We start from the raw sequence: 25,572 nt of genomic DNA, 5'->3' as shown, positions 1-25,572 counted from the left end.
ACTGCACAAGACTTGAGGCAGTGCAGTACCGGTGGGGCTTGCCCGCGAAGAGGCTGCTGGATCAGTGCACGGTCTTGCGCTGCCGTACACATTCCTGCGCCTGTATCGCCAGTTCGTCCAGCCGCTCGTCGCGCATCTGCTCGGCCTCGATCATCGCGTCCTCGCCCTGCTGGTTGAGCAGGTAGGTATGGATCTGGTGCACTTCGGTGGTCTGGTAGATCGGCCCGATATCCAGCCGGCCAATCAACGCGCCGCTGGCCTGCCCGGTGCTGCTCATCAGCACCTGTGGCCCATTGGCCGCCACCACCTGCATGCCCATCGCTTCAAACCACGGCACCTGGCCGGCAAAGGTGTTCAATTCGACGCAGGCATGGCGCGCCTGCAGGTCGCCTAACAAGGCGCGGGCGATCCCTTGGCGGCGGTGGCTGGCGCGCACCGCGAGAAAAGCCAGCGCGCAGGTGTGCTGATCGTCATCGGCCGGCAACGCCAGGGCGAAGCCGAGCAACTGGTCAGGGGCATCGGCATCCAGCGCCAAGGTCAGCGTCACCGACAGGCCGCGCGTACCGTCCATGGCCTGCAGGTACTGATGCACCTCCATGCCGACGCCGTACTGGTACAGCGGATACAGCGGGTTGTCGGCCAGAATGGCGACGCTGCTCAACTCGCCGACGTGGTTGATCACCAGCTCACGGATCTGGTTTTGGAAAGACTCGGGCGGCACGCTGTCGAGGCGGCTCAGGATGAACATCGGGGGGTGGGCTCCGGCGGGTAGGGATACAACCCGCGCCTTGCTGACGCGGGACGTACAGTCTAACCGGTTTTGCCGAATCAGCCTTGCGCCTGTAGCGCAGCAAGCATCAGGTCGAGGTTTTGCACCGCCGCCCCGGAGGCGCCTTTGCCAAGGTTGTCGAAGACGGCGGTCAGCAGCACCTGGCCATGCTCCGGGTTGGCGTACAGCGCCAGGCGCAGGTCGTTGCTGTCGTTCAAGGCCTCGGGGTCGAGCGCAGCGGCCGGGCCGTGCTGGTGCAAGGGCATCAGTTGCACGTGGCGTGCCCCTTGGTAGTGCTGTTGCAGGCAGGCGTGCAGTTGCTCGGCGCTGACCTGGCCGGGCAGCAGGCGCAACTGCAGCGGGATGCTGAGGACGATGCCCTGGCGATAGGCGCCGTAACCGGGCATGAACACCGGCCGTGCCGACAGCCCGGCGTGCTGCTGAATCTCCGGTACATGCTTGTGTGCCAGCTCCAGGCCATACAACTGCAGGGTCGGGGTTTTCTCGGCAGTCGGCTGCTCATGGCGTTCGACTGCAGCGCGGCCGCCGCCGGAGTACCCCGAGATGGCATGAATGCTCAGTGGGTAATCCGCCGGCAGCAGCCCGGCGCTGATCAGCGGGCGCAGCAGGGCAATCGCGCCGGTTGGGTAGCAGCCGGGGTTACTGACGCGTTTGCTATGGGCGATACGCGCGGCTTGCTGCTCGTCCAGCTCCGGCAGGCCATAGACCCAGCCTGGGCTGGTGCGGTGGGCGGAGCTGGCATCGATGACCCGTACCTGCGGGTTGTGGATCGCTGCTACGGCCTCGCGTGCGGCGTCATCGGGCAGGCAGAGCACGGCGATGTCGGCGCTGTTGATCGCTTCGGCGCGGCGTTGCGGGTTTTTCCGCTCGGCCTCGGGCAGGGTCAGCAGGCGCAAGTCGTTACGCCCGTGCAGGCGGGCGTGAATCTGCAGGCCAGTGGTGCCTTGGTCACCGTCGATGAAGACAACAGGGGTGTGCATGGTCAGGGTCCGGTCAGGGGAGGGTGGCCTATGCTCGCCTGCGGCTGGACTAAAGGAAATTTGAATATCATGATGCTGATATTCATTATTTCTGAAGCTCGTCATGCGCGAAATCAGCCTCGATCGCCTCCGCACGCTGGTCGAAATCACCGACCTGGGCTCTTTTGCCGAGGCCGCCCGCCGTCTCAACCTGGCCCCGCCCACCATCAGCCTGCATGTGGCCGAACTGGAGGCGCGGGTTGGCGCGCCCTTGCTCACTCGCAACCGTGGGCAGGTTCGCCCCACGGCCATCGGTGAAACCCTGTTGGCCCGAGCCCGGCGCCTGCTGGCCGATGCCGATCTGGCCCTGGATGAGGTGCGCCGTCAGGTCGAGGGCCTGACCGGCCGCGTACGCCTGGGCGCCTCGACCGGCGCCATCGCCCATTTGCTGCCCAAGGCACTGGAGCACTTGCGTGTGGCGCATCCGGGGATCGACGTGCAGGTGCAGGTGCTGACCTCCCAGGCTTCGCTGGCGCAGTTGCGCGAGGGGGCGCTGGACATTGGCCTGGTGGCCTTGCCGCAAGTCGCGGGCAAAGGGCTCAAGATCACACCGTGGCGACGGGACCCAATATTGGCCTATGTGCCGGCCGACTGGCAGCCACCGGCCAAGGTCACGCCGGCATGGCTGGCGCAGCGGGCGCTGATTCTCAATGACAGCAGCACGCAGTTGTCGCGGGTGACGGGGGAATGGTTCGCCGCAGCGGGGTTGTTCCCCGAACCACGCATCGAGCTGAACTACAACGATGCGATCAAGAGCCTGGTTGGGGCCGGCTACGGCGCGACGTTGCTGCCGCAGGAGGGCGACGCGCCCGAGCTGGACCCACGCATCGCCCGCCGGCCGTTGCGTCCGGGGTTGTGGCGGCAACTGGGGGTCGCCTGCCGCGAAGGGCAGGCCGAGCGTGCCACGGCGTATGTGCTGGAGGCTCTGGAACGGTTGTTGTAGAGGCGTGCAGGCTATCTGTGCTCGCGCCTGCGCCGCGCAGTCACCGTCTCGCCCCCCACCCCCCAGTTATCGGTCGGCACCTCCTCGATCACCACGAAGGTACTGGCCGGCGGCTTGCCCAGTACCTGCTCCAGCATCCGGGTAGTGCCCTCGATCAGCTGGCGTTTGTGTTCGGCGGTCACCCCTTCGTCGGTCACGCGGATATGTACGTAAGGCATGGCGTCTTGCTCCTCTTTTCAGTGCCAGGTGCCAGCGGTGCTACCGCCATCCACGGGCAGAATCACACCGCTGACGAAGCGCGCGTCGGTCAGGTAGAGCACCGCGTCCACTACATCCTGGGGGGTACCGGTTCGGCCGCTTGGGGACAGCGCGCCCAACCCCTGGGCATTGCCGCCGTGCAAGGGGGTGTCGATGATCCCGGGGGCCACTGCGTTGACCTGTACGCCGCTGGCTGCCAACTCCAGCGCCAGGCCTTTGACCGCCTGGTTCAGGCCGCCTTTGACCAGCACCGGCAGCAACGCCGGCACGCGGGTGTCTGGCTGCAGCGCGATGGAGGCTGTAATGGCGATGATATGCCCGTGCCCTTGTTCGGCCATGATCCGCGCCGCCGCTTGAGCGGGGTAGAAGAAGCCTTTGAGGTTGGTGCCGACCAGTGCCTCTACGTCTGCTTCGGTGTACTCGGTAAACGGCTTGGGAATGAAGACCCCGGCGTTGTTGATCAGAATGTCCACCCCACCAAATGCCTGCAAGGCGGCGGCAAACAGCCGTTTCGCGGTGTCGGCTTCGGCAATGTCGCCCACCACGCCGATGAAGCGCTGTGGGTTGCCGAGGCGGGCGGCCGCTTGTGCCAGGCGAGGCTCACTTCGGGCGTTGCCGACTACGTTGTCGCCACGCTCGAGAAAGGCCTCGGCGAGGGCGAAGCCCAGGCCGCTGGAAGCCCCGGTAATAATGACGGTTCTTGGGCTGCTCATGTACGTGATCTCCAGTAAGCGAGCCGGTGGCTCGGTGTGCAGCCACTGTAGGCTGCACTCAGCACTTGAAAAATGAGGCACAAGGCATTTCAATCGATACATCATGTAATTAATCGAGCTGCCATGACCCGCCATTTCGATGATCTGCAATTGGGCAGTCTGGAATTGTTCTGCCTAGCCGCCGACAGCGGCAGTTTTACCGCGGCCGCTACCGAGGCGGGGGTCACACCGGCGGCTGTGAGCCGCAGCGTGGCGCGTCTTGAAGAGCGGTTGGGTGTGCGATTGTTTGTGCGTACCACCCGGCAGATGCGCCTGTCCGAGGCCGGTCAGGCCTATTACCAGCAATGCCGGCAGGCGCTGGGGCAACTGGTCGAAGCCGAGCGCCAGGTGGCGGGTGGGCAGGTCGAGCCGAGCGGGCGCCTGCGCATCAGCGCACCCACGCCGTATGCCCATCATCGGTTGTTGCCGTTGCTGCCGCGTTTTCGCGAGCGCTACCCGAAGGTGCAGGTGGATGTGCATGTCAGCAACCGCAACGTCGATTTTGCCGACGAGCACTACGACCTTGCCATCCGTGGCCGTGAACCAGCCGATTCGCGCCTGGTGGCCCGCCGCCTGGAGGATGCCGAGCTGGTGGTGGTGGCTACGCCGGCGTACCTGGCCCAGGCTGGCACGCCGCAAGCCCCGGAAGACTTGCAGTACCACGAGTGCATCCAGTTCGAACTCCCCAGCAGTGGCCGTCGCCCGCCATGGAGCTTTCGTCAGGAAGGCCGCCTGGTGGAAATCGAAACGCTGGGCGGGCTCACCTGCCTGGGCGACTTTCTTGCCACTACCACGCTGGTGCGCCACGGTGGCGGGTTGATGCAGGCCTATCGCTTTACCGTGCAGGACGCATTGGCCAGCGGCGAATTGGTAGAAGTGCTGGGCGCGTTCGGCGGTACTTCGCGGCCGTTCATGCTGATCTACCCCCAGGCACGGCACATGCCGTTGCGGGTACGGGTGTTCATTGACTATCTGTTTGAAGCCAGCTTACCGCTGGGCTGAAGCAGGTCGTTGCGGGGCTATCAGGATCTATTCTTTTTGCTGCATCGAGCCGGTGTTTTCTCGATGCCCATTCCGATTTCCCAGGAGACTGCTCCATGAGATCAATGACACTGCTGATAATCGCCTCTGTGCTGAGCTTTGTTGTCCATGCAGACCCTGCCAGTAACTGTGCTGCCAAGATCAGCGAGTTGGAAGACATCCACAAGACCGATGGCCAGGCGCTGCATGGCGGCATGGCGCATGACTACAAGGTGTTGCTGGAACAGGCCAAGAAAGCTCAGCAAGACGGTGACATGACAACGTGCCAGGCTTCGGCTGACCGTGCCAAGACCATCTACAACAAGGCGCGTGGTAAATAGGCTGGGGGTGTGATGGCTACCGGGCGCATGCCTGTGTTTTTTTAGCGCCTGTGAGACCGAGCGGCGCTCGGTCTCACAGGCGCTAAAAAACCAAAGGCATGCACCGCACATGCATCCCCGATCAGAACCAGCGGTCGTTCTTCTTCCGCCCACGCGTCAGCGCCGGCAATATCAACCCCACCAGCAGACCCGCGCCAGCAATACTGCCGCCGTACACCATGTAGCGCATCATCACCTGTTTGTTCTCATCCCCAAGGCGGGCCTGGGTATCGCGCAGGGTCGACTGGCTCTGGTCGAGCTGTTCGTTCAGCGCCTGGTTGCGTGCTTGCAGTTCGTCGATCAGTTGCTTGCGCGAATCCAGTGTTTCCTGCATGCCCTGCACACGGGTTTTCCAGCTGTCATCGATGCTCTTGAGCTGCCCGGACAGGTCCGCTACCTGGGCATCGAGCTGCGGCAGGCGTTCGCCCTGGCCCGGCACCGCCTGCAAGTCGCTGCTCAGGATCCACACCAGGTCGCCATTCTGCCCACGCACCTGGCTGTAGTTGCCCTGGCTGGTGACCAGGGTCAGTTTCTGCCCGGACTTGAGGGTGCCGACGATTCGATGGCCATCGGTCGGGCCGCTGCGCACGTAGGTGCTCAGGCTGTCGCTGACCCAGCGCGCATCGCTGGCGGGCTCTTCGGCATGCACAGGGGCGGCGAGGGCCACCAAGGCTGCGATCAGGCCGCCGCGCAGGGCTGGGAGGACGGAGAATGTGGGGCGGGAATCGGGCATGTTGAGTCTTCGCTGAAACAGGACAAAAGTAGGCCCGCTGACTGGGCCGGTGAACCGGTCGGTGAGTTGACCGTCAGCGAAAGACCGTTTTTATGTCAGCAGGTTCACTACCTGACGTCGGAAATGTCTGCAGGATGTTGCAAAGACAGAGCGCCTTGAAGGTGTGCACAGGGCTCCCGGTGGCGGGGCCGTGAACTAGACTAAAAGGTCCTCACTCATTCATGGAGCAATGCCATGACTGCCAAGAACACGATCTGCCTCTGGTACGACAATGACGCCGAGGAGGCGGCCAACTTCTACGCCAGCATCTTCCCCGACAGCAAGGTAGTGGCGGTGCACAACGCCCCCAGCGACTATCCGTCGGGCAAGGAAGGCGATGTGATTACCGTCGAATTCACGGTCATGGGCATCCCCTGTGTTGGGCTCAACGGGGGTAAGGCGTTCACCCATAGCGAAGCCTTCTCGTTTCAGGTCAGTACCGAGGACCAGGCCGAGACTGACCGGCTATGGGATGCCATCGTCAGCCATGGCGGCGAGGCCAGCGTTTGTGGCTGGTGCAAGGACAAATGGGGGCTGTCGTGGCAAATCTGCCCACGTATTCTGATCGAAGCCATCGCCAATCCCGATCGGGCTGCCGCCAAGCGGGCGTTCGAGGCCATGATGGAAATGGGCAAGATCGATGTCGCCAAGATCGAGGCGGCATTGAAGGGGTGACCCGCTTACCCGCTAGGAGCAGCACAAGGCTGCTCCTAGCGTCCATGTACCCTGGCAAGCTCAGGGCTTCGGCATACCATAAATTGACGCTTGCGTTCTATTCCATGCCGTTCGCCAGGGCTACAGTTCAGCCAGTCCTCCACAAAAGCCCGATGCCCCGAGGCTTTACCCGCGTGCCCGGCACCGTGGGCTCAACCATAAGATCATCACAGTCCTGATTCGCTCATTGCTATTTGAGCACCCTGCCAATCGCAGGTCTGCAGCTGTTTCCGCCCATGGAAAGGATGCCGATCATTTATTGGTCATAACAAAAAGAAAGAGGGTCGTATGAGCCATGCCGATGAGATTCTTTCGGTAAACCATATCTTCAAAGTGTTCGGCCCCAACCCGAACATGGCCATGGAGATGCTCCGCAAGGGCGCCGACAAGAACGAAATCTTCAGCAAGACCGGCCACGTCGTCGGCGTGTTCGATGCAAGCTTTTCCGTCAAACGTGGCGAGATCTTCGTCATCATGGGCCTGTCGGGCTCGGGCAAGTCGACCATGGTGCGGCTGTTCAACCGCCTGATCGAGCCCACCTCCGGCAGCATCCACCTCAACGGCCGCGAAATCACCGGCCTGTCCGATAAAGCCCTGCTCGATGTGCGCCGCAAGGAAATGGGCATGGTATTCCAGTCCTTTGCCCTGATGCCGCACATGAGCGTGCTGCAGAACACCGCCTTCGGCCTGGAAATCGCCGGCGTCGCCGAAGCCGAGCGCCATAGCCGTGCCCGCGAGGCGTTGAGCCAGGTTGGCCTGGCCGGCCACGAGCACAGCTACCCGCACCAGCTGTCCGGTGGCATGCAGCAGCGCGTGGGCCTGGCCCGGGCGCTGGCCAACGACCCAACCATCCTGTTGATGGACGAAGCCTTCTCGGCCCTCGACCCGCTGATCCGCAACGAAATGCAGGGCGAACTGATGCGCCTGCAGGCCGAACAGCAGCGCACCATCATTTTCATTTCCCACGACATCGAGGAAGCCATCCGCATCGGCCATCGCATTGCGATCATGGAGGGCGGCCGGGTGGTGCAGATCGGCACCCCGCAAGAGCTGATCAACCAGCCGGCCAACGACTACGTGCGCGCGTTCTTCAAGACCTTCAACAGCCGCTGCCAGTGTTCCAGCCTGGCCACCAGCGCGCCCTTGCAGTCCCTGAGCCGCCACTGAACCCACGCGAGGTTTGCCCCATGTCCGAATTCAGTCTGCTTGACCCGTTCCAGGCGGCCACCATCCCCCTGGGCGACTGGGTCACCGCGACGCTCAACTTCCTCGTGCATAACTTCCGCGAGGTGTTCCGCGCCATCCGCTGGCCGATCGACCAGGTGCTCAACGGCATCGAGTTCACCCTGCAGAGCATTCCACCGACCATCGGCATCCTGCTGTCTTCGTTGCTTGGCTGGCAGCTGGCGGGCAAGCGCATGGCGCTGCTGTGCTTCGTCACCCTGACCCTGCTGGGCTTGATCGGCGTGTGGTCGGAGTCGATGACCACCCTGGCGCTGGTGCTCACCTCAGTGTTCTTCTGCGCGGTGATCGGCATCCCGCTGGGCATCGTCTGCGCCCGCAGCAACCGCCTGGAAAGCATCATCCGCCCGGTGCTCGACGCGATGCAGACGCTGCCGGCGTTCGTCTACCTGGTGCCGGTGGTGATGCTGTTCGGCATCGGCAACGTGCCGGGCGTGCTGGTGACCATCGTGTTTGCCCTGCCGCCGCTGGTGCGCCTGACCAACCTGGGGATCCGCCAGGTGCCGGAAGACAAGATCGAAGCGGCGCGCGCCTTTGGCTGCACGCCGCGGCAGATGCTGACCCGTGTGCAACTGCCGCTGGCCACCTCGACCATCATGGCCGGGCTCAACCAGACCCTGATGCTGTCGCTGTCGATGGTGGTGATCGCCTCGATGATCTCGGTGGGTGGCCTGGGCCAGATGGTGCTGCGCGGCATCGGCCGGCTGGACATGGGCCTGGCCACGGTCGGCGGGGTGGGGCTGGTGCTGCTGGCGATTTTCCTCGACCGCCTGACCCAGGCTATGGGCGCGCGCACCAGCGCCGACCCGAGCCTGCGCTGGTACCACACTGGGCCCGTGGGCGTGGTACTGCGCCTGTTTGGCGCGGCGCAGCCACAAGGGCGGCGCAAGGCTGCCTGAGCCGCTGCGTTCTATCTGCCGCAACCCTAGACAACAACCCGAAAAGGTACGCGAAGATGTGCAAGTCCCCGTTCGCCCGTCGTTTGCTTCAGTCCACCTGCGCCCTGGCGCTTAGCGTAATGTGCCTGGGTGCCAGTGCATCCACCGACAAGCCGGGGGAGGGGGTGAAGATAACCCCGTCGTTCCCATCGGTCGATGAAGAGCGTTTCCGTGGCGAAATCGCCATGCAGGGCCTGCGAGAGTTGGGCTACAACGTGCAAAAGCCCAAGGAGACCGAATACGCCACGATGATACTGGCGGTCGGCTACGGCGATGCCGACTTCAGCGTCAACCTGTGGGACAAACTGCACGCCAGCTTCTACGAGAAGGCCGGTGGCGACCAGAACATGGTCAAGGCTGGCGACATCATGCCCGGCGTGCTGCAAGGCTACTTGATCGACAAGAAGACCGCCGATCAATACCACATCAAATACATCACCGACCTGAAAAAGCCCGAGCTTGCCAAGCTGTTCGACACCGATGGCGACGGCAAGGCCGACCTCACCGGTTGCAACCCCGGCTGGGGCTGCGAACTGGTCATTGCCCACCACATGAAGGCCTATGACCTGGACGACAGCGTGCACGTCAACCAAGGGTCTTACTTCGCCTTGATGGCCGACACCATCACCCGCTTCAAGGAAAGTAAACCCGTGCTCTATTACACCTGGGTACCCCAGTGGGTGGCCGGTGTGATGGTGGAGGGGCGCGACGTGGTGTGGCTGCAGGTGCCCCAGACGGACCTGCCGGGCGGTAACAACAGCGTTGATACCACGTTCGACGGCAAGAACCTGGGCTTTGCGGTGGACAAGGTGGAGGCGGTGCTAAACCGTGAGTTTGCCGAGAAGAACCCGGCGGCGCTGAAGTTCTTGTCGCAGGTGCAGATCAGCGCGGCGGACGAGAGTGCGCAGAACCTCAAGATGCAAAACGGCGAGAAGAACCTGAGCGACATCCAACGCCACGCCCAGCAATGGATTGCGGCGCACCGCCAGCAGTTCGATCAGTGGTTGCAGGCGGCGCGGGCAACAGCGGTGCAAGCCAGCAACTAGCGGCGGCCCCTTGCTGATGGGTGAATCTTCCAACAACAAAACCAAGGAAGCCCTCCAACCATGATGACTTCGCCGTTCTCGATCCCCGCCCAGTCCCGTCGTATCGACCCTTCCCGCCAGCGCGCCGCTTTACTGAAGGCCGACGGCTCGGTCGATGACAACGACCGCAGCGAAATCGGCCCGACCCCGCTGGCCTTCGCCGAGTGGGCCGCGCTTGGCCTTCAGGTGCCGCAGTTGGCGACGCTGCGTGAGTACCGCTTGCAACGCATCCGTGAGCAGCTCGTGGCCCGTGACCTCGGCGGCATTCTGCTGTTCGACCCGTTGAACATCCGCTACGCCACCGACAGCACCAACATGCAGCTGTGGACCACCCACAACCCCGCCCGTGCCTGCTTCGTCGCCGCCAGCGGCCATGTGGTGCTGTGGGATTTTCACGGCTGCGACCACCTCTCGGCACACCTGCCGCTGGTGAGCGAGCTGCGCAGTGGCGCCTCGTTCTTCTATTTTGAAACGGGCGAGCGTACCGACGAACACGCCCGGCGGTTCTGTGCCCAGGTCGATGAACTGCTGCGCACCCACGCCGGCAGCAACCGCCGCCTGGCCGTGGACCGTATCGAGGTGGCTGGCCTGCGAGCCCTGGATGCCCTGGGCGTGCAGGTGCACAACGGTCAGGAGGTGACCGAGTTCGCCCGGCTAATCAAGGGCCCCGACGAGATCCTGGCCATGCGCTGCGCCGTCGCCTCCTGTGAAGCGGCTATCGCCGAAATGCGCCAGGCCATGCGCGCTGGCGCAACCGAGAACGATGTCTGGGCCGCGTTGCACAGCGGCAATATCCGCCGTGGCGGCGAGTGGATCGAAACCCGCATCTTAAGCTCCGGCCCGCGCACCAACCCGTGGTACCAGGAGTCCGGCCCACGGGTGCTGAGCGACGGCGACCTGCTGTCGTTCGATACCGACCTCATCGGCGTGTACGGCTTTTGCGTCGACATGTCGCGCAGCTGGATCTGCGGCGGCTTGGAGCCCACCGCCGAGCAGAAGCGGCTGTACCGCATCGCCCACGAACACATCCATGTCAACGCCGACATGGTCAAGCCTGGCGTGCACTTCTCCGCGCTCACCCGAAATGGCCATCGCCTGCCGGAAAGCTGCCGTGCCCAGCGTTATGGGGTGATGTTCCATGGGGTGGGGCTGTGCGACGAGTACCCCTGCATTCGTTACCCAGAGGACTTCGAAGCCTACGGCTATGAAGGCGAACTGCAGCCGGGCATGGCGCTGTGTGTGGAGGCCTATGTGGGGGAGGTAGGGGGGAGCGACGGGATAAAACTGGAGAACCAGTTGCTGGTGACAGAGACGGGTTACGAACTGCTGACCCATTACCCGTTCGAGGACAGTTTTCTGGGCAGGTAGCTGAAGAGAAAAGGGACCGCTTGGCGGTCCCTTTTCTTTGCGCAGTGGGGCTTATCCGTTCAACTCTGCGTCGGCCTGGGGTTGAGTTTGCTTGGTTGCAGATTTCTTTTCCTGCACCACGATGTAGAACTCTTCGCCGTGCTTCACCGCGCCATACAGCACGGCCTTCTCGATCAGCTCGGTGCCACGCAAATGGCGCAGCATCATCGGGTCCTTGCGCAGGTCGCGGTACAGCGCCAGGCACAGCAGCACCATCACCACGACAAAGGGCAACGCCACCACGATCGTCAGGTTCTGCAGCCCCGTAAGCGCCTCGCCGGGGTTGCGTGGGTCGCCGATGGCCAACATGATTGCTGCCACCGTGCCAGTCAGCGCCCCCCAGAAAATCACGGTACGCCGTGAGGGTGTCGTGGTGCCGTGTTCCGACAGGGTGCCCATGACCAGCGAGGCAGCATCGGCGCCGGAGACGAAGAAGATGCCCACCAGAATCATCACCAGTACCGAGGTCAACGAGGCCAGCGGGTAACTGTCCAGCAACTGATAAAGCGCGTGGTTGCTGTTGACGGCACCATCGACCAACGCAAAGCTGCCCTCGCGCAGGGCATCAATCGCGGCACCGCCGAAGACAGTGAACCACACCAGGCTGACCAGGCTCGGTACCAGCAGCACACCGGTGACGAACTGGCGAATAGTGCGGCCGCGGCTGATGCGGGCAATGAACATGCCGACGAAGGGCGTCCAGGAAATCCACCAGGCCCAGTAGAACACCGTCCAGCCGGCCAGCCAGCTGTTCATCTGCTCACCGCCGCTGGCGTTGGTGCGTGCCATCATCTCTGGCAGCAGCTTGATATAGATACCGATCGACGTGGGCAGCAGGTTGAGCATCAGCAGCGTCGGGCCGACCAGGAAGACGAAAATCGCCAGCACCAGCGCCAGCACCATGTTGGTGTTGGACAGCCACTGAATGCCCTTGCCGATCCCGGAGACCGCTGAGGTGACGAAGGCGATGGTCAGCAGGGTGATGATCGAGATGTAGAACAGTTTGCCGGGGCTCTCGATCCAGCCGTTGTATTCCAGGCCACCTGCGATCTGCAGGGCGCCCAGGCCGAGCGAGGCGGCAGAGCCAAACAAGGTGGCGAAAATCGCCATCATGTCGATCACGCGGCCAACGGGGCCGTTGGCGTGCTTGCCGATCAGGGGCCGGAAGGCCGCAGAAATCAGCTGAGAACGGCCGCGACGGAACGTGCCGTATGCAATCACCAGGCCGACGATGGCGTACATCGCCCAGGGGTGCAGGGTCCAGTGGAACAGCGTAGTGGCCATGGCCACCTGCATCGCCTCGCTAGATTGCCCGGTCGTTGTCCCGGGAGGCGGCGACACGTAGTGCGACAAGGGTTCGGCTACACCGAAGAACATCAGGCCGATGCCCATGCCGGCGCTGAACATCATGGCCACCCAGGAAACCGTGCGAAATTCTGGCGCTTCGCCATCACGCCCCAGTGGGATCCTGCCGTAGCGGCTGGCCGCTAGCCAGAGCACGAAGATGACGAATACGGTGGAGGTGAGTACGAAGAACCAGCCAAAGTTGAGAATGACCCAGGACTGTGCCGAGGAAGCGCTGGCGGCAAGGCTGGCCTGGCTGATGAAGCCCCAGATGACGAAGGCAATGGCCAGGATGCTGGTGATGCCGAAGACGATCCAGTCGATCTTGCCCTCCAAATGCCGATCCTGACGGGCTTCGGCGGTTTTGGAGGGGTCCGTCACGCCAAGGTCGAGCGTTTCGGTGATGTGTTCCTTTGCCATGAATGGTGATGCCCCTTTGTGGCTTACCTGCTCGCGCAGGCTTGTTGTTGTGGGCTGCCGGGTCGATGAGGGTCTCGGCGGGGAGTCTTGCCGGGCGATTATCCTGCGTGGGTAACACTGCCTCCTGTCCCGATTGCGCCGTGGGGCATCCCTTGAACGACCTGTTTAATACTTTTAGTTCCGGGGGCGATGGCCCTATTTGTCGCGCGTTCTGGTAACCTGATGAGCATTAACCTGGCCTGCATTCCCGAGCACCGTAGAAGCGGCGTTGCCTGCGGGCCTGGCCTTACCAGGAAACGGAGATTCGTCAATGGCCACTGACCGTGTGAGCCTGATTCATTTCGATAAATTGAGCATGAGCCCTGCTGCTGCCGATCGGTTCCAGACTGCCCTCGATGCGCTGGAAACACTCAAGCTGCAGGACCGGTACGTGTACCTCGTTGCTCCTTATCTGGGTGATATCGCCGACGCCTCCGACCGCCAGCAACTGGCCACGGCCATGGAGCAGGGCATCCGCGTTGTGCATGACCTGCTGGCAGCCAAGTCGATCACCAAGGTGAAGTCCGAAGAGCTGTGCAAAGTCTTTGAAAACGCCGCCGAACGTGTGCGCGCTGAAATGCCGGCCTGAAGGTGCAATGGCCAAGGACATAGATAACCCCTGCGTTTCGCTCTGCCAGCTCAACAGCGAGCTGTGCGTGAGCTGTGGCCGGACCCGTGAAGAAATCCGCAAATGGCGTGGCATGAAGCGCCCGGAGAAGATGGCCACCGTGCAGCGCGCGGCCACGCGGATGAAGGCCATCGTCAAGAAGAGCGCGAAGCGGCAGAATACCGGCTGACCTTTGCCTGCTGTTTTAACCTGCGTTCTGCGAACCTTTATCGAGTCTGAAAAATGGATGCTAACTCGCTTCTTGCCTTTACCCTGGTCGCCGCGATAGCCATCGCCAGCCCCGGCCCTGCAACGCTGATGGCGATCAACAACAGCCTGGCCCATGGGCAACGCAGCGCCGTCTGGTCTTCCCTGGGCAACGGCTCGGGCCTGTTCTGCCTGTCGGCGGCGGCCATGCTCGGGCTGGGCGCCTTGCTGGCAAGCTCGGAAGTACTCTTCAACGCAGTCAAGATCATTGGTGCCGGTTACCTGTTCTACCTTGGCGCACGGCAGTTGCTGAAAAAAAGCCCGATGCTGGAAGAGGGGGCTGACACAGGTGTTGCCAAGGAACGCCCAACACCGCTCAAGCTTTACAAATCGGCATTCCTGACCGCGGTGACCAACCCCAAGGCGACCATGTTCTTCACGGCGCTGTTCCCGCAGTTCATCGACCAGGGGGCGGCGTTGCTGCCGCAGTTCCTGATCCTTACCGGGATCTTCGTCGCCTTGTCGCTCGTTTCACTGAGCCTGTATGCCGCGCTGGCCTCGCGGGCCAAGGGCGTGTTGACCCGGCCCGGGCTTTCGCGCTGGGTAAGCCGGGTGGTGGGGACGACCTTCATCGGCTTTGGTGCGGCCATTCTGACGATACGTCGGCAAACGGCTTAATGCGTTCGGGGGCTTGCTGACGGCGCGGCCGTGGCCCCAGCAAGCCCCCTCGAACGATGAAACCCCTGGCGGCTGGCCATTCATGGTCCAGACTGTCTACACCGTGCGCAGCCATAGGCTGCAGTGTTCCAGGGGATGTGGCAGCCTTCGGCGACCACACCAGGTCGCCAGGCCACATGTGCCGAGGGTTGTTGATGATCGAGCGTTGCTTTCGCCACGCCTTGTTGTTGCTGTGCGTGTTCCTGCTGCCTGCGGTCGTGCTTGCGCAGGAGGCATGCCAGCGCTTTACGGCTACCGGTAACCCCGAATATCCCCCTTACCTGTGGCGCGACCCGCAAAACCCTCAGCAGTTGATCGGTGCCAATGCCGACCTGCTCAAGTACCTGGGCAAGCAACTGGGGCTGGAGATCGAGGTGGTCTACGGTGGGCCCTGGTCACGTGCCCAGGAGCAAGTGCGCACTGGCCGTATCGACCTGCTTGCCGGGTACTTTCTGACCGAGGCGCGGCAGCAACTGATGGACTTCATAAGCCCGGCCTTTCTGCACACCCCGAGCGTGGTCTGGGTGCGCCAGCAAGGGGCTTTTGCCTACCATCAATGGGCGGACCTGCAAGGTCGCAAAGGCGGGACCTTGGTCAACAACAGCCACGGTCAGCAGTTTGACGACTATGCCAAAGCCAACCTTACCCTCGAAGCGGTGCCCAGTGCCAAGCAGGCCTTTGAGAAGCTGTTACGGGGGCGTAGCGACTACGTGATCTTCGAGCAGTTCCCAGGCATGGCGTTAGCGCAGACGCTGGGCATGCAGGACCGCTTGCAGGTGCTGGACCCTCCGGTCTCCAGCGAAGGGTTGTACCTGGCGCTGTCGCATCACTCGCCCTGCAACCAGCCTAAGTTGCGCGAAGACTTTGCGCGGGAGATGAACCAGATCGTATCCGGCGCATTGCCGGCGCAATTACTGCGGCAGAACCTGGAACGCTGGCATCAACAGCACGCAGCAGTGCTCGTTCAATGACCCTTGGGTAAACCCAGGGCCTGAGGCACATCCACGTCCAGCACCACGCCGGCATCGTCCACCGCGACCGTGACGCATGCCTGTGGGTTGTCCTGAATGATCTGCCTGCCGCCCTGATCGCCTTGCAACTGCACCAGTGCCGGCCAGAAGGCGCGGCCGAAAATCACCGGATGCCCGCGCTGCCCTTGGTACAGCGGCAACACGATGCGCGCTGCGCTGGCCTGCCTGCACAGCGCTTGCAGGGTGCCGGGCGCGACCCATGGCATATCCGCCAACAGCACCGCCACCGCCTGGGCCTGCGTGTGCAGCAGGGCCGTGACCCCGGCCGCGAGGCTGGCGCCCATGCCCCGTTCTGCCTGTTCGGCCCAGACCAGATGGGCACGGGTGTCGATGCCCAGTAGCTGGGCATCGTCGCCGGGCCGCAGCACGACGCTCACGTCTGCGAAATGGTCGAGTGCGCGGGCCAAGGTTGTTGCCAGGAGCGATTGCCCAGAGGGCAGCCGTGCCAGGCGTTTGTCGCTGCCAAAACGCTGCGCGCGGCCAGCCGCCAGCACCAGCGCGGCGCAGGTCATGGGGTTTGCAGGCACGCCTCGGCCTCCCGGGCAAGCTTGGCCTTGGTCACGTTGACCGCGCCAGGCAGGTTCACGTCGTTCTTCGCCGCGAGGATCTCGGCCATGACGCTGACGGCGATTTCGGCCGGGGTCTTGCTGCCGATGTAGATGCCAATAGGGCCGTGCAGGCGCTTGAGGGTGGTTTCGCTTTCACCGAAGTGTTCGATCAGGCGCTCGCGGCGTAGCTGGCTGTTGCGCCTGGAGCCGATCGCGCCGATGTAGAACGCCGGGCTGTGCAGGGCTTCGAGCAACGCCAGGTCGTCGAGCTTGGGGTCGTGGCTGAGGGCGACGACAGCGCTGCGCAGATCGGGGGCGAAGGCGCGGACCACGTCGTCCGGCATGCCGGCCATTTTCACCACGCCCGCGACGCTCCAGCCGCCCATGTACTCAGGCCGAGGGTCACAGACCGACACGTTGAAGCCATTGAACAGGGCCATGGTTGCCAGGTATTCGGCCAGCGCGCCAGCGCCGATCAGCAGCACGCGGTAGCCAGGGCCGAGGGTGCTGAGCATGCGCTGGCCATCGAAGCTGAACTGATCGGGCGTGGTGCTGGGCGCAAGCGTGACTTCGCCGCTGTGTACATCCAGCTCGCGGCGCACCAGGTGGCCGTTGTCCAGGCCTGCCAGCAGTTGCTCCAGATGCTCTGCCGACGGCTCGAATTCAAGGATCAGTTGCAAGGTCCCGCCACAGGGCAAGCCAAACCGGTGGGCGTCCTCGGCGCTGACGCCGTAGCGGACCACCTCGGGTCGCCCGGTCTGCATGCCGGGGCCACCGTAGGCGGTGGTGTAGCGGTGGATCAGGTCATCCTCGATGCAGCCACCGGACACGCTGCCAACCACGCGCCCGTCGCTGCGCAGGGCCATCATCGAGCCGACCGGGCGAGGGGACGAGCCCCAGGTGCGGGCTACGGTGGCGAGCAGGACGCGTTCGCCGGCTGCAAGCCAGTCTCGGGCGGTGCGCAGCACCAGCAGGTCGATGCTTTCCATACCTGTTCTCCAAAGGGTTAAACCTGTGCCGCCCTTCTAGTCTTTAGCAGGCGTGGGAGCGGGCTTGCCCGCGAACACCGGCGAAGCCGGTGCCATACACCGAGTCGCCTTCTTCGCGGGGCAAGCCCGCTCCCACAGGGTCGGCAACTCGCTTGCGATCTTTGTCCTTGCCGCCTTTCCATACCTGTTCTCCAAAGGGTTATACCTGTGCCGCCCTTCTAGTCTTTAGCAGGGGCGTGTGGGAGCGGGCTTGCCCGCGAACACCGGCGAAGCCGGTGCCATACACCGAGTCGCCTTCTTCGCGGGGCAAGCCCGCTCCCACAAGGTCGGCACTTCATCGCATGTGCAACACAATCGGGCTGCTGCTGGCCGGGTCGGTGTGCCCGCGCAACGTGCCTACTGCCTGCGCATCCACTGCGCTGCCGTGGTTGCCCCAGGCACTGCGCACGAAGCTCAGCACCTCGGCAATCTCTTGGTCCGACAGCTGCTCGCGGAAGGCCGGCATGCGGTAGGCATCGGGCAGGCCCGCCGCAACGATCCGTTGCGAGCCATTGAGGGTGATGTTGATCGCCGAGGCGTTCTCGTTGGCCAATGCCGACGTTGCACCCGCCAGCGGCGGCATCCATTCGGCCTGGCCCTTGCCGTCCAGCCCATGGCAAGACGCGCAGCGCGTGACGTAGGTGTGGGCGCCTGGGCGGTCCAGCGTCGTCTCCGCCGATACCGCCTGGTACTGCCAGGGCGTGCCGTCACGCTGCGGATCGCCAGGCAGCGATTTCAGATAGCGGGCAATCGCCGCCAGGTCATTGTCGCTCATGAACTGCGTGGAGTTGTTGAAAGCCTCGGTCATCGAGCCATAGACCACAGCATGCCGGTTGCGCCCGGTCTTGAGGAACTGGGCGATCTCGGCTTCGCTCCAGCGCCCAAGGCCGGTGTTGTGATCGGCGCGCAGGCTCGGTGCGTACCAGCCATCGAGCAACGCACCGGCCAGGAAAGGTTTGCCGTCTTCATCCAGGGCCTTCTCGTTGAAGGCCAGGCCACGCGGGGTATGGCAGCTGCCGCAGTGCCCAGGGCCCTGGACGATATAGGCGCCACGATTCCACAGGGCGTCCTGGCCGGCCTTGGTCGCATAGGGCGTGGTGGGGGCAAACAGCCCGTTCCATAACGCGATGGGCCAGCGCATGTTCAACGGCCAGGGGATCTCGCCTGGGATGTTCGGCTGTTGGGCAGGTTGTACGCCCTGCATGAAAAACGCATACAAGGCACGCACATCGTCATCGCTGAGCTTGGCGTAGGAGGGGTAGGGCATCGCAGGGTACAGCCGCCGGCCACCGGGGGCGACGCCGTGGCGCACGGCGCGGTCGAATTCGGCGAGGCTGTAGCGGCCGATGCCGCTGTCCTGGTCGGGCGTGATGTTGGTGGCATGAATGGCGCCCAGCGGCGTGGCCATTTCCAGGCCTCCGGCGAAGGGTTTGCCGTCGGGCAGACTGTGGCAAGCCACGCAGTCGCTGAGCCGGGCCACGTACTCGCCGCGGCTGAGCAGCGCAGGGTCGGCGCTGGCGTTCTGCTCTGCCATGAACGGCGAGGTGGGCTCTCGGCTGACATACCAGGCCAGCAGGCCTGCCGCGACCAGGCACGGCAAGGCCAGCCAGCCGGCGGTTCTTGCGAATCGGCTGTGGGTCATGGGCGCTCCTGGTCCGCTCAGGTAAAGGTGTATCGGCTCAAGGGGATGCTGCGGATGCGTTGGCCGGTCAGCCGTGCTACCGCATTGGCCACCGCTGGCGCGACCGCAGGTAGCGGTGGCTCACCGATGCCGCCCATTTTCGCGCCGCTTTCGACGATGCGCACATGCACCCTTGCCATGCGCGAAGGCGGCAGGATCGGGTACAGGTCGTAGTTGCGCGCGCGGGGCTTGCCGTCGATGTACACCGCCTCTTCGAGCAGCGTCTGCGACAGGCCCAGGGCCACGGCGCCGTTGACCTGGGCTTCAATGATCGCCGGGTTGACGATGCTGCCTGGGTCGATCGCTTGCCAGATGTCGTGCACCTTGACCTGACCGTTGTCGATCGACACCTCGGCGATCACCGCCGCCTCCGAGCCGAACGGCGAGGCCATGGCCACGCCGCGCGCCCGTTTGCTGCCGTCCTCGGCCGTGAACGGCCCGCGCTTCCAGCCACCGGACAGTTCGCCCACCGCCTGCAGCAGGTGCGTCAGGCGCGGGTTGTCGCGCAACAGATGCAGGCGTAATTCATAGGGGTCCTTGCCGCCCTTGTCCGCCAGTTCGTCGAGGAATGCTTCGTAGAAGAAGTCGTTCAGCGAATTGCCCACCGAACGCCAGTAGCCAAGCATGGGCGGGCCTTTGACATAGATCTGGGCGATGCGTTTATTGGCGATGGCGTACGCTTTGCCCGACAGCCCCTCAAGGGCGGTGGGGTCGATCTTGTCACCTTGCTTGCCGGCCAGTGCCTCGGTCGGGCCTTCGGTGGCGCTCACGGCTTCAATGGCCACGGGCAGGCCATCGGCATCCAGCGCGGCGCGGAACTTGACCACGGCCAGTGGGCGCAACACGTCACGCAGGAACTCTTCCTCGCGGCTCCAGATCAGTTTGACCGGGCGGCCGACAGCCTTGGCCAGGGCGATGGCCTGCGGGTAGGGGTTGGCCGAGTCGTACAGAAAGTGCCGGCCAAAGAAGCCGCCCAGCAGGGGCGAGTGCAGGGTGATGCGGGCGGGGTCGAGGCCGGTGCGTTTGGCGATGTCGTCGCGGAACATGTCCGGGGCCTGGTTGGGCAGCCACACCTCCAGTGAGCCGTCGGGGTTGAAACGGGCCAGGGCCGAGGGCGGTTCAAGCTGGGCGTGGTTGAGGTACTGGTTGTGGTAGGTCGCCTCGACCTTGGTCTTGGCACTGGCCAGCGCACCGGCCACATCGCCTTCCTGTTCTTCATCGCGCGCTGGGCCTTGCTCGGCCGCCAGACGGTCACGGTGGGCGTCACTGGAAAAGTCCGCCGGCATCGTGCGCACCGGGCTGTCCGCGCCTGCTTCTTGCCAATCCACCTGGATGGCCTCGACCGCACGCTTGGCATGCCACCAACGTTCGGCGACCACCGCCACCGCGCCGGGCAATTGATGCACCGAGTGCACGCCTTTCATGGCTTTTACCTGTGCTTCGTTGCGCAGGCTGCCCACTGTCATGCCCAGGCGCGGAGCATGCTGCACGGCGGCGTGCAGCATGCCGTCAACTTTGATGTCGATGGTGTACAGCGCTTTGCCGGTGGATTTGTCATAGGCGTCGACCCGGCGCACCGGTTTGCCGATCCAGCGGAACTGGCTGGGGTCGCGCAGTTTCACGCTGGCCGGGTCTGGCACGGGCAGGTCGAGGGCGCGCTCGGCCAATTCACCGTAGGGCACCGAGCGGCCGGATGCGGCGTGGACGACCTTGCCAGGTTCGGTGGAGAGTTCGCCAACCGGCACGCCCAACTGTTCGGCACCTGCCTGCAGCAACATGGCCCGGGCCAGGGCGCCGAGGCGGCGCATGGTCGGGTAGCTCATGCGCACCGACATGCTGCCGCCGGTGATACGCATGCCGTTTTCCATCACCACGTAAGCCTCGCCAGGTGGCGCGCTGTCGACCAGGAAGGTGGCCGGGTCGGCGTCCAGCTCTTCGCCGACGATCTGCGCCATGGCGGTGTAGGTGCCCTGGCCGCCCTCCATGAACGGGCAGAGCAGGCGCACGGTGCTGTCCGGGCGAATTTCGAGGAATGCCGGCACGTGTGTCCCGCGTTCCTGGGCCGCAGCAGTAGCGGCCTGGGCCCGTGCTGAGCCCAGCGGCAGCCCAAAGCCGAGTACCAGTGCGCCTGCGGCGGCGCCCGCCGAGGCTAACAGGAAGCGACGGCGCGACAGGTTCACCGGCTCTCCCAATGGCAGCGCCAAATGCTCTGTGGGGGTATCGATGCGCGTGCTCATCATGCCTCCTTCCGCTGGGCCGCAAGGTCGTGCACGGCAGCATGGATAGCGTTGTAGGTGCCGCAGCGGCACAGGTTGACCATGGCCGCGTCGATCTGTTCAGCGCTGGGCTGTGGTGTGTGCTTGAGCAGCGCCGTGGCGGCCATCACCTGGCCTGACTGGCAGTAGCCGCACTGAGCCACCTGGTGTTCGACCCAGGCCGCGACTACGCGCTTGCCGACGGCGTCATCCTCGATCGCCTCGATGGTGGTCACCTCTCGCCCGACCACGCCCGCCACTGGGGTCACGCAGGCGCGCACCACACTGCCGTCCACCAGCACCGAGCAGGCGCCGCATTGCGCCAGACCGCAGCCGTACTTGGTGCCGGTCAGCCCGAGGTCGTCACGGATCACCCACAGCAGGGGCGTGTCGGCGTCGGCCTCGACCTGATAGGTCTTCTGGTTGATGCGTAGTTCCATGGTTCACCTGCCCATCATCGGTTGCTGTCGCGTCGTTGTCTTGAGTGGGGGATACGTTGCCCCCCAGTCCAGAAACGCTAGCACAGCACTTTGACCGGTGAGCTGGCGCCGCCGGCAGGTCAGGAGGATCAGGCAAGTAATCCGGTGGAATGCGCAAGGCAGGCGCTGTGGCAGGCAAACAGGACTTCCAGGTGAAAAACCCGGATAATGCCGGCCAATTTCGTTTTGCACGCTTAAATCACGGTAATCCCGCATGGAAATCAAGGTCAATTTTCTCGACAATCTCCGTCTCGAAGCCAAGTTCGACGACTTCACGGTGATCGCCGACCAACCGATCCGTTACAAAGGCGACGGTTCGGCCCCAGGGCCGTTCGACTATTTCCTGGCGTCTTCGGCGTTGTGCGCGGCTTACTTCGTGAAGCTGTACTGCCAGACCCGCGACATCCCCACCGAAAACATTCGCCTGTCGCAAAACAACATCGTCGACCCGGAAAACCGCTACAACCAGATTTTCAAGATCCAGGTCGAGCTGCCCGAAGACATCTCCGAGAAGGACCGCCAGGGCATCCTGCGCTCCATCGACCGCTGCACGGTGAAGAAGGTCGTGCAGACCGGGCCTGAGTTCGTCATCGAGGTGGTGGACAACCTCGATGCCGATGCCCAAGGCTTGCTGATGCCGGTGTCGGACGCCACCACCTACATCCCCGGCAAGGACCTGCCGCTGGAGCAGACCATCGCCAACATGTCGGCGATCCTCGCCGGGCTCGGGATGAAGATCGAGATCGCCTCGTGGCGCAATATCGTGCCCAACGTGTGGTCGCTGCATGTGCGTGACGCGCAGTCGCCGATGTGCTTCACCAACGGCAAGGGCTCGACCAAGGAGGCTGCACTGGCCTCGGCACTGGGTGAATTCATCGAGCGCCTGAACTGCAACTTCTTCTATAACGACCAGTTCTGGGGCGAGGACATCGCCAACGCGGCGTTCGTGCATTACCCGAACGAGCAGTGGTTCAAGCCAGGGCCCAAGGACGCGCTGCCCAGCGAGATCCTCGACGAGAATTGCCTGGAGATCTACAACCCCGACGGCGAACTACGCGGCTCGCACCTGTACGACACCAATTCGGGCAATACCGCGCGGGGCATCTGCTCGTTGCCGTTCGTGCGCCAGTCGGACCAGGAGGTGGTGTACTTCCCGTCCAACCTGATCGAGAACCTGTTCCTCAGCAATGGCATGAGCGCTGGCAACACCCTGGCCGAAGCGCAGGTGCAGTGCCTGTCGGAAATCTTCGAGCGGGCGGTGAAGCGCGAGATCCTCGAAGGCGAGCTGTGCCTGCCGGACGTACCGCAGGCGGTATTGGCCAAGTACCCAGGTATCGTCGCCGGCATCCAGGGCCTCGAAGAGCAGGGCTTCCCGGTGCTGGTCAAGGATGCGTCGCTGGGCGGTGAGTTCCCGGTGATGTGCGTCACCTTGATGAACCCGCGCACCGGTGGTGTGTTCGCCTCGTTCGGCGCGCACCCGAGCCTTGAAGTGGCGCTGGAGCGCAGCCTCACCGAGTTGCTGCAGGGCCGCAGCTTTGAAGGCCTGAATGACCTGCCGCAACCCACTTTCGAAAGCCACGCGCTGACCGAGCCGAACAACTTCGTCGAACACTTCATCGACTCCAGCGGCGTGGTGTCGTGGCGCTTCTTCAGTGCCAAGGCCGATTTCGAATTCGTCGAGTGGGACTTCTCCGGCCACGGCGAAGACTCCAACGTCCAGGAAGCCGCGACCCTGTTCGGCATCCTCGAAGACCTGGGCAAAGAGGCGTACATGGCGGTGTACGATAACCTGGGCGCCACCGCGTGCCGCATCCTGGTGCCGGGCTACTCGGAGATCTACCCGGTCGAGGACTTGATCTGGGACAACACCAACCGGGCCTTGTCGTTCCGCGCCGACATCCTCAACCTGCACAGCCTGGACAACCGCTCGCTGAAGTTGCTGCTCAAGCGCCTGGACAACTGCGATGTGGATGATTACACCACCATCACCACGCTGATCGGGGTCGAGTTCGACGACAACACCGTGTGGGGCCAGTTGACCATTCTTGAGCTCAAGCTGCTGATCTGCCTGGCGGTACAGCGCTTCGAGGATGCCAAGGAGCTGGTCGAGGCGTTCCTCCAGTTCAACGACAACACTGTCGAGCGTGGCCTGTTCTACCAGGCGCTGAACGTGGTGCTGGAAGTGGTGCTGGATGATGAGCTGGAGATGGAAGACTACGAGACCAACTTCCGCCGCATGTTCGGCAACCCGCGGATGGACGCGGTGCTGGGTTCGGTGGACGGCAGCGTGCGGTTCCATGGTTTGACGCCGACCAGCATGAAGCTGGAAGGGCTGGATCGTCATTTGCGCTTGATCGAGAGCTACAAGAAGCTGCATGCGGCTCGGGCCAAGTTTGCCTGACACAGGCCGCTAAAGGTCCAGCTGCAGGTATATAGCTGCTGGACCTTTTTGCTATTTCCAATCCGTCTTGCCTCTCGCGCCTTATCGCTTGCCGCTTCCCCCCTCAGGCGCATAATTTTTTGTTGCCCCGTTTGGGCTCTACACCTCACCTATCCATGGCGCGTTGACCGCCAGAAGGACCTCGGCCGCGCACAACAAGAAGGCGCAGACCATGAGCACCCCTTTGGATACCAATGCCTTGAAAGCCCGCCAGCAAGCGGCGTGGGCCAGCGGTGACTACGCCGTTATCGGCACCACCTTGCAGCTGGTCGGCGAACGCCTGGCCGAAGCCTGTGACCTGCGTTGGGACGAGCAGGTGCTGGATGTTGCCGCCGGCAATGGCAATGCCACCCTGGCCGCAGCGCGGCGCGGCAGCCGTGTCACCTCCACCGATTATGTGGCCGAGCTGCTCAAGCGCGGCGAAGCGCGCGCGCAGGCCGAGCACCTGAACGTGGTGTTTCAGGTGGCCGATGCCGAAGCGCTGCCGTTTGCCGATGGCGCATTCGATGCCGTTCTCTCGACCTTTGGTGTGATGTTCGCGCCGGACCAGGCGCAGGCTGCGCGAGAATTGGGCCGCGTTTGCCGTTCCGGTGGTCGGATCGGCCTGGCGAACTGGACGCCGCAGGGTTTCGTCGGTCAGATGTTCAAGACCCTCGGGCGGCACGTTCCACCACCTGCCGGGGCATTGCCGCCCTCACGCTGGGGAGACGAGGAACAACTGCGGGAACTGTTTGGCAGTGCGATCGGGCAGATGCAGGTCACCCGCCAACACTTCAACTTCCGCTATCGCTCGGCGGCGCATTTCATCGATGTGTTCCGCACCTGGTACGGGCCGGTGCACAAGGCGTTTGCGTCTTTGCAGCCTGAAGCCGCCAATGCGCTGGAGAGCGACCTCACCGCGCTGTTGAATGAAAGCAACATAGGCGGCGGGGCCTCGCTGGTGGTGCCCAGCGAGTACCTTGAGGTGGTGATCATGCGGCGTTGAATGGGCTACCCATCGTGGTCAGAGGCTGCCGCCTAGTTCTTGCACTTGGCCATCACCACCTGGCAAGTCTTGGGCGTCCCCCCCGATCGGCCCGCATAGCGAACGCAGTTGTTCAGCGACTTCTGCCGGGCAATGCTCAACGTATTGCCCCAGGCCAGGCCGCCTTCGCCGGTGCTGGGCAAGGCTTTGGCGAAGCAGTTGGACCCAACGGTCGAGGCCGCATAGCGGGCCTTGCTGGTTTTGCTGGAGCAGCCGGCGCTCAGCCCCAGGCCGAGAATGAGCAGCGTGTTCATTGCCCAGAGCGCCCATGGACGCTCCCCGATTTTGCTCATGCCGATTTCCTTGTCCGAATTGTCCGAATAATGCCGAAGCGCTCAAGGCGGGTGCATCAAGCGCTGCGCTGCATGTTGTCAGGATATTTCATTCAAGCGAAACGGAGAACCATCCGTCACCGGATTACGGGTACACGCA

26 protein-coding genes are annotated in these 25,572 nt (G+C 63.6%); 14 read left to right on the top strand and 12 right to left on the bottom strand.

From position 1 onward, the window contains the following. Positions 1-61: 61 nt before the first annotated feature. Together OGV19_RS12425 and argC are read right to left on the bottom strand one after the other, a co-directional pair. The gene (locus tag OGV19_RS12425; RefSeq protein ID WP_264313646.1) at positions 62-748 is read right to left on the bottom strand and encodes a GNAT family N-acetyltransferase; all 687 of its coding nucleotides are present in this window, start codon (positions 746-748) and stop codon (positions 62-64) included. Between the two features lie 80 nt (positions 749-828). Further along, a complete protein-coding gene (argC, locus tag OGV19_RS12420) occupies positions 829-1,770 on the bottom strand; it encodes an N-acetyl-gamma-glutamyl-phosphate reductase (protein WP_264313645.1) in 942 nt (313 codons plus the stop codon). Positions 1,771-1,873: 103 nt separating this feature from the next. Here argC and OGV19_RS12415 point away from each other — a divergent pair, with 103 nt between their 5' ends. Then, complete coding sequence (locus OGV19_RS12415) at positions 1,874-2,752, top strand: LysR family transcriptional regulator (protein WP_264313644.1); 879 nt, start codon at positions 1,874-1,876, stop codon at positions 2,750-2,752. Positions 2,753-2,763: 11 nt separating this feature from the next. On the opposite strand, the gene OGV19_RS12410 is transcribed toward OGV19_RS12415, so the two are convergent. Beyond that, positions 2,764-2,970: a tautomerase family protein gene (locus OGV19_RS12410; protein ID WP_264313643.1), complete on the bottom strand. Its 207-nt coding sequence runs from the start codon at positions 2,968-2,970 to the stop codon at positions 2,764-2,766. Positions 2,971-2,988: 18 nt separating this feature from the next. After that, a complete protein-coding gene (locus tag OGV19_RS12405) occupies positions 2,989-3,723 on the bottom strand; it encodes an SDR family NAD(P)-dependent oxidoreductase (protein ID WP_264313642.1) in 735 nt (244 codons plus the stop codon). A 123-nt stretch (positions 3,724-3,846) separates the two neighbouring features. Here OGV19_RS12405 and OGV19_RS12400 point away from each other — a divergent pair, with 123 nt between their 5' ends. After that, positions 3,847-4,764: a LysR family transcriptional regulator gene (locus tag OGV19_RS12400; protein WP_264313641.1), complete on the top strand. Its 918-nt coding sequence runs from the start codon at positions 3,847-3,849 to the stop codon at positions 4,762-4,764. A 95-nt stretch (positions 4,765-4,859) separates the two neighbouring features. After that, positions 4,860-5,123: a PA2433 domain-containing protein gene (locus OGV19_RS12395; RefSeq protein WP_264313640.1), complete on the top strand. Its 264-nt coding sequence runs from the start codon at positions 4,860-4,862 to the stop codon at positions 5,121-5,123. Between the two features lie 121 nt (positions 5,124-5,244). Here OGV19_RS12395 and OGV19_RS12390 read toward each other — a convergent pair whose 3' ends face one another. After that, complete coding sequence (locus OGV19_RS12390) at positions 5,245-5,895, bottom strand: TIGR04211 family SH3 domain-containing protein (RefSeq protein ID WP_264313639.1); 651 nt, start codon at positions 5,893-5,895, stop codon at positions 5,245-5,247. Positions 5,896-6,129: 234 nt separating this feature from the next. On the opposite strand from OGV19_RS12390, the gene OGV19_RS12385 reads away from it, so the two are divergent. The 5 genes from OGV19_RS12385 (at position 6,130) to dddP (ending at position 11,281) form a co-directional block, all read left to right on the top strand. Beyond that, complete coding sequence (locus OGV19_RS12385; protein ID WP_264313638.1) at positions 6,130-6,609, top strand: VOC family protein; 480 nt, start codon at positions 6,130-6,132, stop codon at positions 6,607-6,609. Positions 6,610-6,936: 327 nt separating this feature from the next. Beyond that, positions 6,937-7,815, top strand: coding sequence for a quaternary amine ABC transporter ATP-binding protein (locus OGV19_RS12380; protein WP_319026068.1), 879 nt, complete (start codon positions 6,937-6,939; stop codon positions 7,813-7,815). 20 nt (positions 7,816-7,835) lie between these two features. Continuing rightward, positions 7,836-8,789, top strand: coding sequence for a glycine betaine/L-proline ABC transporter permease ProW (proW, locus tag OGV19_RS12375; protein WP_264313637.1), 954 nt, complete (start codon positions 7,836-7,838; stop codon positions 8,787-8,789). Positions 8,790-8,845: 56 nt separating this feature from the next. After that, positions 8,846-9,874: a glycine betaine/L-proline ABC transporter substrate-binding protein ProX gene (proX, locus tag OGV19_RS12370; protein ID WP_264313636.1), complete on the top strand. Its 1,029-nt coding sequence runs from the start codon at positions 8,846-8,848 to the stop codon at positions 9,872-9,874. 60 nt (positions 9,875-9,934) lie between these two features. Beyond that, complete coding sequence (gene dddP, locus OGV19_RS12365; protein WP_264313635.1) at positions 9,935-11,281, top strand: dimethylsulfonioproprionate lyase DddP; 1,347 nt, start codon at positions 9,935-9,937, stop codon at positions 11,279-11,281. Positions 11,282-11,332: 51 nt separating this feature from the next. On the opposite strand, the gene OGV19_RS12360 is transcribed toward dddP, so the two are convergent. After that, a complete protein-coding gene (locus tag OGV19_RS12360; protein WP_264313634.1) occupies positions 11,333-13,084 on the bottom strand; it encodes a BCCT family transporter in 1,752 nt (583 codons plus the stop codon). Between the two features lie 310 nt (positions 13,085-13,394). Here OGV19_RS12360 and OGV19_RS12355 point away from each other — a divergent pair, with 310 nt between their 5' ends. From OGV19_RS12355 to OGV19_RS12340, 4 genes are all read left to right on the top strand, one after another. Further along, positions 13,395-13,712, top strand: coding sequence for a hypothetical protein (locus tag OGV19_RS12355; RefSeq protein ID WP_264313633.1), 318 nt, complete (start codon positions 13,395-13,397; stop codon positions 13,710-13,712). Positions 13,713-13,719: 7 nt separating this feature from the next. Then, complete coding sequence (locus OGV19_RS12350; protein WP_264313632.1) at positions 13,720-13,920, top strand: DUF1289 domain-containing protein; 201 nt, start codon at positions 13,720-13,722, stop codon at positions 13,918-13,920. Positions 13,921-13,973: 53 nt separating this feature from the next. Continuing rightward, on the top strand, positions 13,974-14,615 hold the full coding sequence (locus OGV19_RS12345; RefSeq protein WP_264313631.1) for a LysE family translocator: 642 nt from the start codon (positions 13,974-13,976) through the stop codon (positions 14,613-14,615). A 194-nt stretch (positions 14,616-14,809) separates the two neighbouring features. Continuing rightward, positions 14,810-15,625 carry a substrate-binding periplasmic protein gene (locus tag OGV19_RS12340; protein WP_264313630.1) on the top strand — a complete coding sequence of 272 codons (816 nt, stop codon included), beginning with the start codon at positions 14,810-14,812 and terminating at the stop codon, positions 15,623-15,625. Here OGV19_RS12340 and OGV19_RS12335 read toward each other — a convergent pair. The 5 genes from OGV19_RS12335 to OGV19_RS12315 form a co-directional block, all read right to left on the bottom strand. Beyond that, the gene (locus tag OGV19_RS12335; protein WP_264313935.1) at positions 15,619-16,197 is read right to left on the bottom strand and encodes a nucleotidyltransferase family protein; all 579 of its coding nucleotides are present in this window, start codon (positions 16,195-16,197) and stop codon (positions 15,619-15,621) included. The two genes, OGV19_RS12340 and OGV19_RS12335, sit on opposite strands and share 7 nt — an antisense overlap. Further along, positions 16,194-17,222, bottom strand: a complete 1,029-nt coding sequence (locus OGV19_RS12330) for an XdhC family protein (RefSeq protein ID WP_264313629.1) — start codon at positions 17,220-17,222, stop codon at positions 16,194-16,196. Before OGV19_RS12330 ends, OGV19_RS12335 begins: the two co-directional genes overlap by 4 nt. Positions 17,223-17,556: 334 nt before the next feature. Beyond that, positions 17,557-18,903, bottom strand: a complete 1,347-nt coding sequence (locus OGV19_RS12325; protein ID WP_264313628.1) for a c-type cytochrome — start codon at positions 18,901-18,903, stop codon at positions 17,557-17,559. Between the two features lie 17 nt (positions 18,904-18,920). Then, complete coding sequence (locus tag OGV19_RS12320; protein WP_264313627.1) at positions 18,921-21,179, bottom strand: xanthine dehydrogenase family protein molybdopterin-binding subunit; 2,259 nt, start codon at positions 21,177-21,179, stop codon at positions 18,921-18,923. Then, positions 21,179-21,637 carry a (2Fe-2S)-binding protein gene (locus tag OGV19_RS12315; RefSeq protein WP_264313626.1) on the bottom strand — a complete coding sequence of 153 codons (459 nt, stop codon included), beginning with the start codon at positions 21,635-21,637 and terminating at the stop codon, positions 21,179-21,181. Before OGV19_RS12315 ends, OGV19_RS12320 begins: the two co-directional genes overlap by 1 nt. Before the next feature lie 253 nt (positions 21,638-21,890). Between OGV19_RS12315 and OGV19_RS12310 the strand changes: the two genes are divergently transcribed. Together OGV19_RS12310 and OGV19_RS12305 are read left to right on the top strand one after the other, a co-directional pair. Further along, positions 21,891-24,077: an OsmC domain/YcaO domain-containing protein gene (locus OGV19_RS12310; protein WP_264313625.1), complete on the top strand. Its 2,187-nt coding sequence runs from the start codon at positions 21,891-21,893 to the stop codon at positions 24,075-24,077. Positions 24,078-24,288: 211 nt separating this feature from the next. Continuing rightward, complete coding sequence (locus OGV19_RS12305) at positions 24,289-25,101, top strand: class I SAM-dependent methyltransferase (RefSeq protein ID WP_264313624.1); 813 nt, start codon at positions 24,289-24,291, stop codon at positions 25,099-25,101. A gap of 32 nt (positions 25,102-25,133) precedes the next feature. Here OGV19_RS12305 and OGV19_RS12300 read toward each other — a convergent pair whose 3' ends face one another. Continuing rightward, positions 25,134-25,433: a hypothetical protein gene (locus tag OGV19_RS12300; RefSeq protein ID WP_264313623.1), complete on the bottom strand. Its 300-nt coding sequence runs from the start codon at positions 25,431-25,433 to the stop codon at positions 25,134-25,136. Positions 25,434-25,572: the final 139 nt, after the last annotated feature.

It is taken from the genome of Pseudomonas putida (assembly GCF_025905425.1).
GTDB classification, from domain to species: domain Bacteria; phylum Pseudomonadota; class Gammaproteobacteria; order Pseudomonadales; family Pseudomonadaceae; genus Aquipseudomonas; species Aquipseudomonas putida_AF.
The sequence above is the reverse complement of the archived record's forward strand: the minus strand, read 5'-3'. Positions and strand labels throughout refer to the sequence as shown.

Bases quoted from the DNA above. Each gene is read 5' to 3' on its own strand.
- OGV19_RS12425 (WP_264313646.1), bottom strand. From the start codon at position 748: ATGTTCATCCTGAGCCGCCTCGACAGCGTGCCGCCCGAGTCTTTCCAA.
- argC (WP_264313645.1), bottom strand. From the start codon at position 1,770: ATGCACACCCCTGTTGTCTTCATCGACGGTGACCAAGGCACCACTGGC.
- OGV19_RS12415 (WP_264313644.1), top strand. From the start codon at position 1,874: ATGCGCGAAATCAGCCTCGATCGCCTCCGCACGCTGGTCGAAATCACC.
- OGV19_RS12410 (WP_264313643.1), bottom strand. From the start codon at position 2,970: ATGCCTTACGTACATATCCGCGTGACCGACGAAGGGGTGACCGCCGAA.
- OGV19_RS12405 (WP_264313642.1), bottom strand. From the start codon at position 3,723: ATGAGCAGCCCAAGAACCGTCATTATTACCGGGGCTTCCAGCGGCCTG.
- OGV19_RS12400 (WP_264313641.1), top strand. From the start codon at position 3,847: ATGACCCGCCATTTCGATGATCTGCAATTGGGCAGTCTGGAATTGTTC.
- OGV19_RS12395 (WP_264313640.1), top strand. From the start codon at position 4,860: ATGAGATCAATGACACTGCTGATAATCGCCTCTGTGCTGAGCTTTGTT.
- OGV19_RS12390 (WP_264313639.1), bottom strand. From the start codon at position 5,895: ATGCCCGATTCCCGCCCCACATTCTCCGTCCTCCCAGCCCTGCGCGGC.
- OGV19_RS12385 (WP_264313638.1), top strand. From the start codon at position 6,130: ATGACTGCCAAGAACACGATCTGCCTCTGGTACGACAATGACGCCGAG.
- OGV19_RS12380 (WP_319026068.1), top strand. From the start codon at position 6,937: ATGAGCCATGCCGATGAGATTCTTTCGGTAAACCATATCTTCAAAGTG.
- proW (WP_264313637.1), top strand. From the start codon at position 7,836: ATGTCCGAATTCAGTCTGCTTGACCCGTTCCAGGCGGCCACCATCCCC.
- proX (WP_264313636.1), top strand. From the start codon at position 8,846: ATGTGCAAGTCCCCGTTCGCCCGTCGTTTGCTTCAGTCCACCTGCGCC.
- dddP (WP_264313635.1), top strand. From the start codon at position 9,935: ATGATGACTTCGCCGTTCTCGATCCCCGCCCAGTCCCGTCGTATCGAC.
- OGV19_RS12360 (WP_264313634.1), bottom strand. From the start codon at position 13,084: ATGGCAAAGGAACACATCACCGAAACGCTCGACCTTGGCGTGACGGAC.
- OGV19_RS12355 (WP_264313633.1), top strand. From the start codon at position 13,395: ATGGCCACTGACCGTGTGAGCCTGATTCATTTCGATAAATTGAGCATG.
- OGV19_RS12350 (WP_264313632.1), top strand. From the start codon at position 13,720: ATGGCCAAGGACATAGATAACCCCTGCGTTTCGCTCTGCCAGCTCAAC.
- OGV19_RS12345 (WP_264313631.1), top strand. From the start codon at position 13,974: ATGGATGCTAACTCGCTTCTTGCCTTTACCCTGGTCGCCGCGATAGCC.
- OGV19_RS12340 (WP_264313630.1), top strand. From the start codon at position 14,810: ATGATCGAGCGTTGCTTTCGCCACGCCTTGTTGTTGCTGTGCGTGTTC.
- OGV19_RS12335 (WP_264313935.1), bottom strand. From the start codon at position 16,197: ATGACCTGCGCCGCGCTGGTGCTGGCGGCTGGCCGCGCGCAGCGTTTT.
- OGV19_RS12330 (WP_264313629.1), bottom strand. From the start codon at position 17,222: ATGGAAAGCATCGACCTGCTGGTGCTGCGCACCGCCCGAGACTGGCTT.
- OGV19_RS12325 (WP_264313628.1), bottom strand. From the start codon at position 18,903: ATGACCCACAGCCGATTCGCAAGAACCGCCGGCTGGCTGGCCTTGCCG.
- OGV19_RS12320 (WP_264313627.1), bottom strand. From the start codon at position 21,179: ATGAGCACGCGCATCGATACCCCCACAGAGCATTTGGCGCTGCCATTG.
- OGV19_RS12315 (WP_264313626.1), bottom strand. From the start codon at position 21,637: ATGGAACTACGCATCAACCAGAAGACCTATCAGGTCGAGGCCGACGCC.
- OGV19_RS12310 (WP_264313625.1), top strand. From the start codon at position 21,891: ATGGAAATCAAGGTCAATTTTCTCGACAATCTCCGTCTCGAAGCCAAG.
- OGV19_RS12305 (WP_264313624.1), top strand. From the start codon at position 24,289: ATGAGCACCCCTTTGGATACCAATGCCTTGAAAGCCCGCCAGCAAGCG.
- OGV19_RS12300 (WP_264313623.1), bottom strand. From the start codon at position 25,433: ATGAGCAAAATCGGGGAGCGTCCATGGGCGCTCTGGGCAATGAACACG.